General features: G+C 62.3%; 12 protein-coding genes and 1 tRNA gene. 8 read left to right on the top strand and 5 right to left on the bottom strand.

Annotated elements, in window-relative coordinates; translation table 11 throughout:
* Positions 1 to 11 precede the first annotated feature (11 nt).
* A complete protein-coding gene (locus tag QMO82_RS22070; RefSeq protein ID WP_183608738.1) occupies positions 12 to 1592 on the top strand; it encodes an iron ABC transporter permease in 1581 nt (526 codons plus the stop codon).
* On the top strand, positions 1589 to 2626 hold the full coding sequence (locus tag QMO82_RS22065) for an ABC transporter ATP-binding protein (protein WP_183608550.1): 1038 nt from the start codon (positions 1589 to 1591) through the stop codon (positions 2624 to 2626). Before QMO82_RS22070 ends, QMO82_RS22065 begins: the two co-directional genes overlap by 4 nt.
* Before the next feature lie 42 nt (positions 2627 to 2668).
* On the opposite strand, the gene QMO82_RS22060 is transcribed toward QMO82_RS22065, so the two are convergent.
* The 4 genes from QMO82_RS22060 to QMO82_RS22045 form a co-directional block, all read right to left on the bottom strand.
* Positions 2669 to 4003, bottom strand: a complete 1335-nt coding sequence (locus QMO82_RS22060) for a glucoamylase family protein (protein WP_183608551.1) — start codon at positions 4001 to 4003, stop codon at positions 2669 to 2671.
* Positions 4004 to 4267: 264 nt separating this feature from the next.
* Positions 4268 to 6052, bottom strand: coding sequence for a gamma-glutamyltransferase family protein (locus QMO82_RS22055; RefSeq protein ID WP_183608552.1), 1785 nt, complete (start codon positions 6050 to 6052; stop codon positions 4268 to 4270).
* Between the two features lie 49 nt (positions 6053 to 6101).
* Positions 6102 to 7535, bottom strand: a complete 1434-nt coding sequence (locus tag QMO82_RS22050) for a M81 family metallopeptidase (protein WP_183608553.1) — start codon at positions 7533 to 7535, stop codon at positions 6102 to 6104.
* A 525-nt stretch (positions 7536 to 8060) separates the two neighbouring features.
* A tRNA-Gly gene (locus tag QMO82_RS22045) sits at positions 8061 to 8135 on the bottom strand.
* A 252-nt stretch (positions 8136 to 8387) separates the two neighbouring features.
* Here QMO82_RS22045 and QMO82_RS22040 point away from each other — a divergent pair.
* From QMO82_RS22040 to QMO82_RS22025, 4 genes are all read left to right on the top strand, one after another.
* A complete protein-coding gene (locus QMO82_RS22040) occupies positions 8388 to 8897 on the top strand; it encodes a prolyl-tRNA synthetase associated domain-containing protein (RefSeq protein WP_183608554.1) in 510 nt (169 codons plus the stop codon).
* Positions 8898 to 9055: 158 nt separating this feature from the next.
* Positions 9056 to 10030, top strand: coding sequence for a thioredoxin (trxA, locus tag QMO82_RS22035; protein ID WP_183608555.1), 975 nt, complete (start codon positions 9056 to 9058; stop codon positions 10028 to 10030).
* A 76-nt stretch (positions 10031 to 10106) separates the two neighbouring features.
* The gene (locus tag QMO82_RS22030; protein ID WP_183608556.1) at positions 10107 to 10793 is read left to right on the top strand and encodes an LON peptidase substrate-binding domain-containing protein; all 687 of its coding nucleotides are present in this window, start codon (positions 10107 to 10109) and stop codon (positions 10791 to 10793) included.
* A 9-nt stretch (positions 10794 to 10802) separates the two neighbouring features.
* Entirely contained in the window at positions 10803 to 10991 is a 189-nt protein-coding gene (locus QMO82_RS22025) for a Trm112 family protein (RefSeq protein WP_003567459.1), read from the top strand.
* 144 nt (positions 10992 to 11135) lie between these two features.
* Here QMO82_RS22025 and QMO82_RS22020 read toward each other — a convergent pair whose 3' ends face one another.
* Positions 11136 to 12350: a ubiquinone biosynthesis hydroxylase gene (locus QMO82_RS22020; protein ID WP_183608557.1), complete on the bottom strand. Its 1215-nt coding sequence runs from the start codon at positions 12348 to 12350 to the stop codon at positions 11136 to 11138.
* An 84-nt stretch (positions 12351 to 12434) separates the two neighbouring features.
* Between QMO82_RS22020 and tesB the strand changes: the two genes are divergently transcribed.
* Both tesB and QMO82_RS22010 read left to right on the top strand, forming a co-directional pair.
* On the top strand, positions 12435 to 13319 hold the full coding sequence (gene tesB, locus QMO82_RS22015; RefSeq protein ID WP_183608558.1) for an acyl-CoA thioesterase II: 885 nt from the start codon (positions 12435 to 12437) through the stop codon (positions 13317 to 13319).
* Positions 13320 to 13529: 210 nt separating this feature from the next.
* On the top strand, positions 13530 to 13880 hold the full coding sequence (locus tag QMO82_RS22010) for a P-II family nitrogen regulator (RefSeq protein WP_003543684.1): 351 nt from the start codon (positions 13530 to 13532) through the stop codon (positions 13878 to 13880).
* The last annotated feature ends 14 nt before the right edge of the window (positions 13881 to 13894 follow it).

Here is a 13894-nt window from a genome sequence, read left to right as displayed (position 1 = left end):
AGGACAACAGATTGCTCGCATCCGGCAACGCGGCGCCGGTCGCGCCGAAGGCCGCGCGAATGGTTTTGCTGCGCGGGCGCATGCCGCATGCATCCGTAATGCTTCTCGCCACCGTCGTCGCGATCTTCAGCCTCGTGCCGCTCGGCTTCATCGGCTGGGTAACCTACGATGTCGGCTGGGAAACGGTGAAGGCCCTGGTCTTCCGCCCGCGCGTCGGCGAACTCCTGGTCAATACGGTTCTGCTGGAATCGATCACCATTCCGCTGTCGATCGCCCTTGCCGTGACGCTCGCCTGGCTGACCGAACGGACGGACATCCCTTTCCCGCGGCTCTGGGCCTGGCTTGCAATTGCTCCGCTCGCCGTGCCCGCCTTCGTGCACAGCTATGCCTGGGTCAGCCTCGTTCCCGGCATGCGCGGCCTGCAGAGCGGCGTCTTCGTCTCGGTCATCGCCTATTATCCCTTCCTCTACCTGCCGGTCGCCGCAGCATTGCGCCGTCTCGATCCGGCCATCGAGGATGCCGCAGCCTCTCTGGGCCTCAATCCCTGGCGGGTGTTTTTCCGCGCCGTGCTGCCGCAACTCAGACTCGCCATCTGTGGCGGCTCGCTGCTGATCGCGCTGCATCTGCTGTCGGAGTACGGCCTGTTCGTGATGATCCGGTTCGACACGTTCGCGACTGCCATCGTCGACCAGTTCCAGTCCTCCTACAACAGCCCGGCCTCCAATATGCTCGGCGGCGTGCTCGTCGCCTGCTGTCTTTTTCTGCTCGGCTTCGAGGTGCTGGTGCGCGGCAACGAACGTTATGCCCGCGTCGGTTCCGGCTCGCCGCGTCCGGCGGACCGCCGCCGGCTGGGCTGGTTCGTGGTGCCGGCCGTTTTGCTGCCCATCATCCTGGCGGTGCTGACGCTCGGCGTGCCGTTGGTGACGCTTGGCCGCTGGCTCTATCTCGGCGGCGCCGACATCTGGCGCATCGAAGTCGGTAGCGCTTTCCTGCAGACAATTGTGCTTGCCATTGTCGGCGGCGTGCTGGCGACGATTGCCGCGGCACCGATGGCCTGGCTTTCGGTGCGGGCGCCCGGCCGGTTCCAGCGCGTGCTCGAGGCCTGCCATTATTATGTCGGCTCGCTGCCGGGCGTCGTCGTGGCGCTGGCGCTGGTGACGATCACCGTGCGTCTCGTGCTGCCGCTCTATCAGACCTTCGCCACGCTCATTATCGCCTATGTGATGCTTTTCCTGCCGCGTGCCATGGTCGGGCTGCGTGCCAGCATCGCCCAGGCTCCGGTGGAGCTGGAGCGCGCCGCGATGGGCCTCGGCCGCACGCCGGGCCAGGCGGTACGGCAGATCACCATGCGGCTTGCAGCACCGGGAGCTGCTGCCAGCGTGGCGCTCACCGCACTTGGCATTACCAATGAACTGACGGCGACACTGATGCTGTCGCCCAACGGCGTCGATACGCTGGCGACGAAATTCTGGTCGCTGACCAGCGAGATCGATTACGTCTCGGCTGCACCCTACGCCTTCATGATGGTGGTTCTGTCGCTGCCGCTCACCCTGACACTCTATACCCAATCGAAACGGACCGTCGGCCAATGACGCTGCTTACGATCGAAAACATCAGCAAGCGCTATGGCCCCGTGCAGGCGCTGAAGGATATTTCGCTCGACGTCTCGGCGGGCAGCCGCACCGCCGTCGTCGGCCCGTCCGGTTCGGGCAAGACGACGCTGCTGCGCATCATTGCCGGCTTCGAGCAGCCCGATGTCGGCCGGGTGACGCTGGATGGCGAGGTGCTGGCAGACGGTGCGGCGACAGTACCGGCGCACAAGCGCGGCATCGGCATCGTCTCGCAGGATGGCGCACTGTTTCCGCACCTGAGCGTTGCCGAGAATATCGGCTTCGGGTTTGAGCGCGGGGCAGCCGATCGCGACCAGCGCATCCTCGATCTGCTCGATATGGTCGAGCTCGACCGCGGCATGCTGGTGCGGCGCCCGCATCAGCTGTCCGGCGGCCAGCAGCAGCGCGTGGCGCTCGCCCGTGCGCTCGGCCGCAAGCCGCGGCTGATGCTGCTTGACGAACCTTTCTCGGCCCTCGATACCGGGCTGCGTGAGAATATGCGCAAGGCGGTGGCGCGCGTGCTGCAGGCGGCCGGCATCACCACCATTCTCGTCACCCATGATCAGGAAGAGGCGCTGACCTTTGCCGATCAGGTGGCGGTGCTCAGGGAAGGACGGCTGATCCAGGCCGGGTCGCCGCAATCATTGTATCTGCATCCGCGCGATCGCGAGACGGCGTTGTTTCTCGGCGATGCCGTGCTGCTTCCTGCCATCATCCGCAACGGTCTTGCCGATTGCGCCCTCGGCCACGTTGCCGTCGAGGGCAGCCGGCAGGGCAAGGCGGAGATCATGCTGCGGCCCGAGCAGATCCGCGTCGTTGCCGATGATAGCGATCGCAGCTACGGGGGCCGTGTCGTCGAGGTGGAATTCGGCGGCGCGGTCTGCACCGTTGCGGTTTCGCTGGACGGCGTTGCCCTGCCGCCGATCCTGATCAAAACCTCGAGCGTTGCGCTGCCGGCGCGAGGCGACCTCGTTCGTCTCGATATCGCAGGCAAGGCGCATGTCTTCGAGAGCTGAGTGAGAGACCCGGAAATCAATTTCGATTACCGGGATTATGTTTTAGCCGAACTTGCGCACCACTTCTTCCGGCTCGATCCCTTCGAGCCAGCCGCCGGTAAAGCCGGCGCGCTCGAGCCCGAGGCGGAAGACCGGCGATTGGCGCATCAGCTTCCAGATGAAGTCGGAGCGCTCGTTCTCGATCGTCATGACGACAAGACCCTGATCGATGCCGACGGTGCGGTCGTCGACCCAGCCTTCCGGCCGCTTGGTCTTGACCGTCGGATTGAAGCCGCCGGGAAAGCCGCCTTCCAAGAGCAGGTTCGGATAGGTAGTCAGAAGCGCCTTGGTGCCGTCGAGAGCGGCCTGCTTGTCATAGGGCAGGCAGGCGAGGGCGGCCCAGGGCGCAATCGTACCGTCATCGGGGCCGAGCGGGGCGCCGCGGGCGGCATAACCCAGAACCTTCGGCTGGCGGCCGCCGCGCATGCGCCGTGTCGGCGGCGGACCGTCGCAGGCGGAAAATCCCCATATATTCCTGTTGTAGCCGACGAACTGGCCGGGATTGCGCTCGGCATAATCACGCTGGACATTGATGACAACCTGCGTGTTGCGGAAATAATCCCAGTTCCGCTCCGCCATCGGCTTGTCCCGAATGCCGCGGAAATCGATCCAGGCGTGCGAGAAGAGATGGATGAACAGCGGCCCGGCATAGAGATAGGACTGTTCGCCGTGCAGCATCCAGGAATAGCTTGACGTAAAGGCATCGTAGCATGATTGCGGGATGGGGTGCGTCGGCGAGCCGAGCGCCAGCGCATAGAGGATGATCGCCTCATCGAAGCCGTGATAGCGCCAGCGCAGGAAGCCGGAAGAGGGCTTCCAGCCCATGGCAATGGTGTCGCCCTTGTTCAGCGCCCAGCGCCAGTCGACGCGCTCGTAGATGAAGGTGGCGAGCTCCCGGATTTCGGTTTCCGTCTCGTCGTCTTCGCGATTGAAATATTGCGCTGCCGTCAGGATGCCGGCGACGAGCAGCGCCGTATCGATGGTCGAAAGCTCGCTGTTCCAGGCGCGGTGGCCGGTATCCATGTGCAGGAAGTGGTAGAAGAAGCCGCGGTGGCCGGTCGCGTGGCGCTCTTCGCCCTGGCGCGCTTCGGCAAAGAAACGCAGCGTATTGACCGTGCGCTCGGCTGCTTCCTTTCGGCTGATCCAGGAGCGCTCGACACCGACGGGATAGGAGGAGAGCGCAAAGCCGACGGCTGCGATGCTCGCCGGCACGCCGCCGATCGAGGTATCGGCCACCAGGCCATTTTCGGGGTTGGAGTATTTCAGAAAGTACTTGAATGCCGAATGCTGCAGCCTGTCGACCAGTGCTGCATCAATGTCTTCAATCCGTTGCAGCATAGGCTCCTACCCAACTGTTGCATCGCCCCATGCTCAACATGGTGGCCGTCCCCGGGCAAATCAAACCTTTTTGATTCGTAGGGATAAGAGAACACAAATGGGCGGAACTGGTCGTTAATAATATTTGGTGAAATAATATCTAGCAGAAGTCATATAAGCGCTGCAGCAAAAAGCAAGGCCCGCTCCGGGCCGGCACAGGTTATTTTCCCGCAATACTTGTTCTCTCCGGCGCGCCTTGAAAGCGGCCGACGAAGCCTTGGGGCGCTATCGTCCGACCGCATAGGCCTGCATTAGGCGTGGGGTCGCTGCGGCGCGCATCAGTCCGTCGGCATCGCGCCGCGCCGCGGTCAGCCGGCCGATCGTCCATTCATCGGCCACCGTCAGCTTGTGGCCCCTGCGGGCGAGCGCCGCGAGCACATCGGTGCCGAAATTCGCTTCCACCATCAGGCTGCCGGGCTCGCGGGTGCGGGGATAGAAGGAGCTCGGGAAATGCGACGTGTGGAAGAGCGGCTGGTCGATCGCTGCCTGCAGGTTCAGCTTGTGGTGCACATGCCGCAGGAAGAAGGAGAGCTGCCATTGCTCCTGCTGGTCGCCGCCCGGCGTGCCGAAGGCAAGCGTCGGACGGCCCTCGTAGAAGCCGAGCGAAGGCGTCAGCGTCGTGCGCGGCCGTTTGCCCGGGGCAAGCGAGGTCGGCAGGCCTGATTTCAGCCAGAACATCTGGGCGCGGGAATTCAGGCAGAAGCCGAGGCCGGGCACGGTCGGCGAAGACTGCAGCCAGCCGCCGGAGGGCGTGACGGAGACCATGTTGCCGTCGCGGTCGATCACGTCGATATGCACGGTGTCGCCACGCTTTTCGGAAAGATGCGCCATGGTCGGCTCGTAGACGGTGCCGGTCCTGGAATCTTCGCCGAGCATCTTCATCGTCAGATCATGCTGCGCCTCGAAGCCGGGCACGATACCGGGGCGAAGATCGAAGCTGGCATCCGCACCGACGAGTTTGCGGCGCTCGACGGCATAGGTCTCTGATAGTAGATGCGCGACTGGTACCTCGGAAAAATCCGGATCTCCGTAATAAACCTCGCGGTCGGCGAAGGCGAGCTTCATTGCCTCGGCGACGGTATGGACGAAATCGGCGCCGGCCGGGTCCATCGCGGCGAGATCGAAACCCTTGAGGATCGATAGGGTCTGCAGGAAGACCGGACCCTGGCCCCAGGGGCCGGTCTTGGCAATCGTCCAGCCGTGATAGTCATAGGTCAGCGGCCCCTCGATCGTCGCCGACCAACTCGCCATGTCGTTTGCAGTCAGCACGCCCTTGTGGCGGCTGCCGCTCGCATCCATCACCTCGGCGGTCTTGAGATAGTCGTCGATCGTCTCGGCGATGAAGCCGCGATAGAAGGCGTCGCGGGCCGCTTCCACCTGCGCTTCCCGGCCGCGTTTCGTCTCCGCTTCGGCTATGACACGCTTCCAGGTTTCGGCAAGCACCGGGTTCTTGAAATTGGCATGTGCCGCGGGGACTCTGCCGCCGGGCAGCCAGGTCTCGTAAGAGGTCGGCCATTCCTTCTCGAAGAAAGACGCCAGCCCTTTGATGGTGGCGGAAACACTAGGCAGCAGGGGATGGCCGTGCTCGGCATAGTAAATCGCCGGTTCCAAAACCTCGCGCACGCTCATCGAGCCATAATCGCGCAGCATCAGCATCCAGCCGTCGAAGGAGCCGGGGATGACTGACGCAAGCAGCCCGTCGCCGGGAATGAGTGTCAGGCCTTCCCCAGTATAGTGCTCGATGGTGGCGCCGGCGGGGGCCGGTCCCTGCGCGCAGATGACCTCGACCTTGTCCTTCCTCTTCGAATAGATCACCGCCGGCAGGTCGCCGCCCGGGCCGCAGAGATGCGGCTCGACGATCTGCAGCACGAAGCCCGCTGCCGCTGCGGCATCGAAGGCGTTGCCGCCCGTTTCGAGAATGCTCATGCCGACCGCCGAGGCGATCCAGTGCGTCGAGGTGACGACACCGAACGTGCCGAGGATTTCTGGACGGGTCGTGAATGCGGTCATGCGGAATGTCCTTTCCGGGAAATCAGATCTCGTTCGGATCGGTCGAAGCTCAGGCGCGCGCGGAGAGGAAGACCTGCGGCTCGAAGGCAAAGTCCTTGTCGAAGGGATAGGTCGGATGCTGCTTGCGCAGCCGCGGCAAGCGCTCGACGAACTGGTCGACGACCCCGGTCGACAGCGCCATCAGGTTCGGATTGGCGATCGGCGCCAATTCCGGCGAGAGATAGCCCGACTTGACGACAATAATCCTTGCCTTGTGCGGATCGAGGCCGAGCCGGGTGAAATCGACGATATTGTGATAGGGCCGGCGTTTGGCGCAGAGCACGAGATCGATGCCGCCGGTGGAAACCACTGCTTGGCGGTCCGTCGGATCTGCGGTCTCGTGCAGGAATTTGACCGTGAAGCGGGCGGTAACCGGCTTGCTGCCCTTGGTGTCGAGCGAGGCGCCGACGCCGAGCTCCCGTTCCGCGCCGATGCCGGCGGCATAACAGGCCTCGGTCGCCGCCTTGTCGGTGATGCCGGCGAAGATGACGCCGGCAGCACCCCTGGCGATCAGTTCGGCCAGCACATCGGCCCGGTCCCCGACGCCGCCGCCTGTGGGGTTGTCGCCGGATTCGGCAAGCACCACCGGGCCGGTCGGGCTTGCGATGGCTCTCGCGACACATTCCTCGACCGAGCCGGTTTCACAGCCGAAGACGAAATCTTCGCGCGCATCCCAATAGGCCTTGCCGAGACGTTTGGCCTCGCGCGTGAGCACGGCGCGGTCGGTGCCGGTCAGGATGGCGGCGGCCGTGGCACGCGGTTCGTCGGCCCAGACATAACCGACCATCAACGATGCATCCCAGATGCCGTCGATCGCATCGATGCCAGGCAGAAGCGCATAGAGGCTCTTAGCCGGCTCATCGACGGTGCTGGTGCGCTCGCCTGGTAGTACGACCGGGATCGGTGCCCAGAGGATGACCGGCCTCTCGCCGGTTTTCAGGCTCTTGACCAGCATGGAGACCGAGCGGCGCATCGTCTCCTCGACATCGATATGCGGCGCGGTGCGATAGGTTGAATAGATGTCGAGCGCATCGATGATGCGCTGGGTGACGTTGCCGTGCAGGTCATAGCTGGCCGAAACGGTGCAATCCTCGCCGACCAGCGCCCGGGCCGCGCTGATCCAGTCGCCCTCGGCATCCTCCATGCCCTCGACATACATGGCGCCGTGCATGGCGAGATAGAGGCCGTCGAGCGGCAGCAGCGGCTTCAGGCGCTCGAGGAATTCACCCTTGAAAGCCTCGTAGGTGGCGCGCGCAACCGGCCCGCCGGCGATGGCGCGGGCATGGATCGTCGGCAGGAACTCGGCGTCGTAGTCCCCGAGGAAAGCGAAGTAGGGTGATGCCAGCAGCGCCTCGCCACGCACCACGCGGAAATCTCTCTCCTCATTCAGGACGGGGTTGTATGTGCTGCATTCGATATGAATGCCACCGACGGCGATGCGCATGAGGAACCTCGGTTGGTGTGGGGAGCAATCAGGACGTTATGGGGCTGGCACCCCGGTTCGAGCCCCGGCGTCGACGCGCTGGGTGCGGATCGGTGTCGCTCGAGGGAGTTGGTGCTGCGATAAACTGACCATTCGAGATCCGATCCGAAGACGCGTCCTTTTGCTTCGACAATAAGTTTACAAACGAACCAATCAACCAAAATAAATTACAATTTAAAGCCGACGTCGAGGTGGAAGATGCCGATATCGGTGAGCCTCCGGCCGACTCGGTTTTTTCCGTCGGATGCCGCGGGCCGATTGCTGCCGACAAAGCAGTCGCGGCGCCATAAGAAAAAATCCCACTTCGGATTCCCGAAATTCCCTCGCTTCGTGAGGTCGGCGAAGCATTTGCTGCTGCATCAGGATTTCAAGATGCAATCTGGATTCGGAGAAGCAGGAGTTTCGGAGCCGATATGGTCCCTTGCCGTGCCTGGCACAAAGGCGCCTATCGCGGCGCTATGCAAACATTTAATTTTCTGGGAAAACTGGAGCGGGCGAAGGGATTCGAACCCTCGACCCCAACCTTGGCAAGGTTGTGCTCTACCCCTGAGCTACACCCGCTCAATCCGCATCGGTCCGGGGTAGTTGTTGGACCGTGGGCGCCGCCTTGTGGCGACGGGCGCTATATGGCCTAACGGATTTTCAAATGCAACAGGGAAATGACGAAGAGGCGAAGAAAAATTCTGCTGCGCGCAGAGGCCGAGTGAAAAGGCCGCAAATGTGGGGGTAGAGCGTCGGTGGCGAAGATTGCCAAATGACGTGGGCGGACTTAATCAGGGGCCTCGACTTTTCCCTCCTGCAATGGATTGCCCGATGCCCGAAAATACCCCGAAGACAAGAGACGAATTGTTTGCCTTTCTCGACGGGCTCGGCATTGCCCACAAGACGGTCGATCATGCGCCTGTCTTCACCGTGGCCGAATCGGTTGCTCTGCGCGACGAGATCCCCGGCGGGCATACCAAGAACCTCTTCGTCAAGGACAAGAAGGACAGGTATTTCCTGCTGACCGTGGAGGAAAATGCCGAGGTCGACCTCAAGCAGGTGCATAATTTGATCGGCGGGTCCGGCCGGGTCTCCTTCGGCAGGGCAGAGAAGCTGATGGAATATCTCGGTGTCGTTCCAGGAGCGGTCACCGCCTTCGGCGCGATCAACGATACGGCAGGGAATGTCACATTCGTGCTCGATGCCGATCTGATGGGCGAGGAGATCGTCAACTGCCATCCGCTTTCCAATGATGCGACGACCTCGGTTGCGAGCAGTGATCTCATCCGTTTCATGGAAGCGACCGGACACAAGCCGCTTGTCTTGAAAGTGACGTCCTGACATACGATTTTAGCGCTAAAGCGCGTGAGGATCTTTTCAGTTCGCTTGCCGCGCTTTAGCCTTTGGTTTTGTGCATGTCTTTATCGCAAAACCGCTACACTTTTGCGCGACATGCTTTAGCAAAGACGCCGGCAGGATCGGCGCGGCGGGAGACACCTATGAGCGGCAGCGACAACCCCTATAACGGTTCCTTCGGAAATCAGATGACGGCGACGACAAGCTTCGGCGCAGCGCCGGCACCCGCGGCTGCGGCCGGCAGCTACATCACGGACACGACGACGGCGAATTTCGGCAAGGACGTCATCGAGGAATCGCGCAAGCAGCCGGTGCTGGTCGATTTCTGGGCGCCTTGGTGCGGCCCGTGCAAGCAGCTGACGCCGGTATTGGAAAAAGTGGTCAATGAAGCCAAGGGCCGTGTCAGGCTGGTCAAGATGAACATCGATGACCATCCCTCGATCGCCGGCCAGCTCGGCATCCAATCGATTCCCGCCGTTATCGCCTTCGTCAACGGCCGCCCCGCCGACGGCTTCATGGGTGCAGTGCCGGAAAGCCAGATCAGCCAGTTCATCGACCGTATCGCCGGCCCGGCCGGTGCCGACGAGGCGGCCGAGATCGAAGCCGTGCTGACCGAAGCGGCAGAATTGCTGGCCGCCGGCAATATCAACGAGGCCGCCCAGCTCTACGGCGCGGTGATGCAGGCCGATCCCGAGAACGCCAGGGCGCTGGCCGGCATGGCCGAATGCATGATCGCCGCAAACCAGCATGAGCGGGCGCGCCAGGTGCTGAGCGAGCTGCCGGAAGAGCTTTCGAAAGACGCCGGCATCCAGGCGGTGCTGAAGAAGCTCGAACAGATCGAGGAAGCGCGCAAGCTCGGCGATCCCGTTGCGCTCGAACGCGACCTGGTTGCCAATCCCGACGACCACGAGGCGCGGCTGAAGCTCGCCAAGATCCTCAATGTCGAAGGCCGGCGCGACGAAGCGGCCGAGCACCTGCTGCTGATCATGCGCAAGGACCGCGCCTTCGACGATGACGGCGCCCGCCGCCAGCTGCTGCAGTTCTTCGAGGTCTGGGGGTTCAAGGATCCGGCGACGGTTTCCGCCCGGCGCAAGCTTTCGGCGATGCTGTTCTCCTAAGTTTAGGAGATCTGCCCTTGCGTTTTCGGGCGGGGGCACCACATTCTCGTCAGAACGGGCATGCCCGTTTACAAGAATGCGGGACGGTTTCATGCAAGTCGGTAATGCCAGATACCTGAAGCCGGGCGATCTGCCTGATACGATCGCTGTCTTCCCCCTGACCGGTGCCCTCCTTCTGCCGGCCGGGCAGCTTCCGCTCAACATTTTCGAGCCGCGTTATCTGGCGATGCTGGATGCGGCGCTGACCGGAAACCGGCTGATCGGCATGGTGCAGCCGGCGCTCGGCGAACACGAGGACAAGGGCGGCGAGCCCAGCCTTGCCGCCGTCGGCTGCCTTGGCCGCATCACCTCCTTCGCCGAGACCGGCGACGGGCGCTATATCGTCTCGCTGACGGGCGTCTGCCGCTTTCGGCTGCTGGAGGAGAAGACGACCAGCGATCCGTTCCGCACCTTCCGTATCGCCCCGTTCATCGCCGATCTCTCGGCTGCGAACGAGGAGGAGGCGGTCGACCGCGCAGCACTTCTGACCGCCTTCAAAGCCTATCTCGATGCCAACAAGCTGGAGGCCGACTGGGAAAGCGTCGAGCGGGCGAGCAATCTGACGCTCGTCAATTCGCTGGCGATGATGTCGCCGTTCGGGCCGGCTGAAAAACAGGCGCTGCTGGAGGCGCCCGATTTGAAGACGCGGGCCGAAACGCTGATCGCCATCACCGAGATCGTGCTGGCGCGGGTCTTCGGTGACTCCGACACGGTTCTGCAGTAGGTTTCGGCCATGGACGAAAAACTCAGCCGCGTCGATCCGAAACTGCTCGAACTCCTGGTCTGCCCGCTCTCCAAGGGGCGGCTTTCCTATGATCGCGAACACAATGAACTCGTTTCGGAAAAGGCGCAGCTCGCTTATCCGATCCGCGACGGCATTCCGATCATGCTGGTGTCCGAAGCCCGCCGCCTCGACGAATAGCGCCTCTCACCAGAGCATTTTCGTTTTTTCTTTGAATCACGAAAATGCTCTGTCTCTTTGTTTTCACCCAATTCGCTGCAAAAGCGCTTCGCGCTTTGCCTGGCAAGACCGCTGCCCACTTTTGCTGGAATTGCTCTAGCGTCTTTAAATCGTCTCCCCAGCCAGCAAGCGCGGGTTGTCCTTGGCCGTCGTGCCAGCCGCCTGGCCGATGAAGAAGGATTTGAGGCGCGGCAGCCGGTCGACGATGCCGAGGCCGATGTCGCGGGCGATGCGGATTGGCGTCGCGTCGTTGGAAAACAGCCGGTTCAAAACGTCAGTCGTCATGCCCATGCGGAACGTGTCGAAGCGCCGCCAGGTCTGGTAACGCTCGAGAATATTGATCGAACCGATATCGAGGCCGAGGCGATCAGCCTCGACAATCGTTTCGGCGAGTGCCGCCACATCCTTGAAGCCGAGATTGAGGCCCTGCCCGGAAATCGGGTGAATGCCGTGGGCGGCGTCACCGGCCAGGGCAAAACGCGGTGCGACGAAGGCGCGGGCCAGCGTCAGGCCGAGCGGAAAGGCGCGCTTATCGCCGATGACCTTCAGCGTGCCGAGCTTGTGGCCGAAGCGGCGTTCGAGCTCTTCCTCGAAGACCAGATCGTCGGCGGCGACCAGCCGCTCTGCATCATGCGTCCGCTCCGTCCAGACCAGTGAGGAGCGATTGTTCTTGAGCGGCAGGATGGCGAAGGGGCCGGCCGGCAGAAAATGTTCCTCGGCGCAGCCGTCATGCGGCCGCTCGTGTTCGACCGTTGCAACGATGCCGGACTGGCCGTAGTCCCAGGTGACGGTCTTGATGCCGGCGAGATCGCGTAGCGTCGAGCGCACGCCGTCGCAGGCAACCAGCAGCCGGCTCTCCAGCGCGCTGCCGTCCGAAAGCGTGACGGTGACATGGGTGTCGTGGGTCTTCAGCTCGGTGGCGCCAAGCCCGTGGCGGATGTCGATGTCGAGCCGCTCGCAGACGCCGCGCAGCGCTGCGACCATCGCAACATTCGGGATCATGTGGGCGAAGGGCCGGCCCTCGGCCACTTCGCCGTCGAAGGTCAGAAACACCGGCCGCACCGGATCGGAGGTCTTGGAGTCGGTGACGATCATTTTGGTGATCGGCTGGGCTTCCGGCTCGATCTCGTTCCATATGCCGAAGACCTCGAGCATCTTCGCTGCCGCGGCGATGACGGCGGAAGCGCGCGTATCGTTTTTCCAGACATGCTCGGGCGCCGCCTCGACGACGGCGACGTTCAGATGGGGTGCTGCCTGTTTGACCGCGACGGCAGCGGAAAGGCCGACATAGCCCCCGCCCACAACCAGCATATCAAGCATCGCGCCGCTCCCGTACCTTGTGCCTCAGATGTGATCTATATAGATCATCGCAACTTCACTTCCTACCGCCGGGAGGCATACAAAATGACGCGCGAGACATCAGGGCCTTCGGCAATGGAGACGCTGCTTTCGACGCTCGACCTTGAGCCGATCGAGGTCGATATCTTCCGGGGGCGCAGCCCGCAGGCCGGCTGGCAGCGGGTCTTCGGCGGCCAGGTGATCGGCCAGGCGCTGATGGCAGCGCAACGCACCATCGAGGGCGAGCGTTTCGTGCATTCGCTGCATGCCTATTTCATGCGCCCCGGCGATCCCTCGGTGCCGATCATCTATCAGGCGGAGCGGATCCGCGACGGATCGAGCTTCAACACGCGGCGTGTCGTTGCCATCCAGCATGGCAGAGCAATCTTCGCGCTGTCGGCTTCCTTCCAGATCGAGGAGCCGGGCTTCGACCACCAGATCGCAATGCCCGAAGTCCAGATGCCGGAGGCGCTGCTCGGCGAACAGCAGATCAAGGAGCAATATCTCACGCATGCGCCGGAGGCGATCCGAAAATATTGGCAGCGCGAGCGGCCGATCGAGATTCGTCCCGTCTCGCTGACGCATTATTTTTCCGACAAGAAGCTCGACCCCAAACAGGACGTCTGGGTGCGCGCCACCGGCCCGGTTCCGGACGACCGGCTCTATCAGGCGGCAGTGCTTGCCTATCTCTCGGATATGACGCTGCTTGATACCTCGCTCTATGCACACGGCACGTCGATCTTCGACCAGAGCCTGCAGGTGGCGAGCCTCGATCATTCCATGTGGTTCCACAGACCCTGCAAGCTCGAAGACTGGTTGCTCTATACGCAGGACAGCCCGTCGGCTTCGGGCGCCAGAGGGCTGACCCGGGGCAGTCTCTTTACCCGATCGGGTGAGCTGATCGCCTCTGTCGCGCAGGAGGGTTTGATTCGGAAAAAGGCAAATGAATAAATAATGTGCATCTTTGAAAATTTGCGCTTTATTTGTGCGCTTATTGGCCGATCATTTGCCTGTTTATTGGCATAAATTAATATAATTGTTATTTTTCAATAAGTTATATCTCGTCACGAATCTGGCACGTCCTTTGAATGTATATCGCCGGTCGCTGTTCAGGAACGTCAGCGGCAAGGAGAGTCGGCTCCGTGCCGAGGATAACGAAGGATGGGAAACCAGATGAAAATTGTGATGGCTATTATCAAGCCGTTCAAGCTCGATGAGGTCCGCGAAGCTCTTACGGCGATCGGCATTCAGGGGCTGACCGTGACCGAAGTGAAGGGCTATGGCCGCCAGAAGGGGCACACCGAAATCTATCGCGGCACCGAATATGCAGTCAGCTTCCTGCCGAAGCTCAAGATCGAAATCGCGGTTGCATCGGAACTCGTCGACAGGGCCGTCGAAGCCATCGCGGCCTCGGCCAAGACCGGCCAGATCGGCGACGGCAAGATTTTCGTCTATTCGATCGACCATGCCGTACGCATCCGTACGGGCGAAACCGATTCAGAAGCGCTGTAAGCGGCAGATCAAGG

The organism is Rhizobium sp. BT04, from assembly GCF_030053135.1.
Classification (GTDB): Bacteria; Pseudomonadota; Alphaproteobacteria; order Rhizobiales; family Rhizobiaceae; genus Rhizobium; species Rhizobium binxianense.
The sequence above is the reverse complement of the archived record's forward strand: the minus strand, read 5'-3'. Positions and strand labels throughout refer to the sequence as shown.